This window comes from Pseudomonas sp. UBA4617 (assembly GCF_002386445.1).
Lineage (GTDB): Bacteria > Pseudomonadota > Gammaproteobacteria > Pseudomonadales > Pseudomonadaceae > Aquipseudomonas.
In genome coordinates, this window is sequence record NZ_DGIR01000050.1 from 57,288 (window position 1) to 57,961 (window position 674).

Sequence of the window (674 nt, forward strand, 5' to 3'; positions counted from 1 at the left end):
CTATACCCACGACTCCATCGGCCTGGGCGAAGACGGTCCGACCCACCAGCCGATCGAGCAACTGACCAGCCTGCGCAGCACGCCGAACCTGGACACCTGGCGCCCGGCCGACGCGGTGGAATCCGCCGTGTCCTGGAAACACGCCCTGGAGCGCAAGGACGGCCCTTCGGCACTGATCTTCTCGCGCCAGAACCTGCAGCACCAGGCGCGTGACGCCCAGCAGATCGCCGACATCAGCCGCGGCGGCTACGTGCTGAAGGACTGCGCCGGCGAGCCTGAGCTGATCCTGATCGCCACCGGCTCGGAAGTGGGCCTGGCGGTCCAGGCGTTCGACAAGCTGACCGAGCAAGGCCGCAAGGTGCGCGTGGTTTCCATGCCGTGCACCAGCGTGTTCGATGCCCAGGACGCTGCCTACAAGCAGTCGGTATTGCCGCTGGAAGTGGGCGCGCGGATTGCCATCGAAGCCGCCCATGCCGACTTCTGGTACAAGTACGTTGGCCTGGAAGGCCGCGTCATCGGCATGACCACCTATGGTGAGTCGGCGCCTGCTTCGGCTCTGTTCGAAGAGTTCGGTTTCACCGTGGAGAACATCCTCGGGACTGCCGAAGAGCTGCTGGAAGACTGATACAAGGAAGGCGAGGGCCTTTGGCCCTCGTTCGCGGCACAAGGCCGCT

The 674-nt window shown here is 65.1% G+C and carries 1 protein-coding gene; it reads left to right on the forward strand.

From position 1 onward, the window contains the following. A partial coding sequence (locus tag B4L76_RS21750; RefSeq protein WP_296235181.1) for a transketolase-like TK C-terminal-containing protein occupies window positions 1-625 on the forward strand: 625 nt, incomplete at its 5' end. Window positions 626-674: the final 49 nt, after the last annotated feature.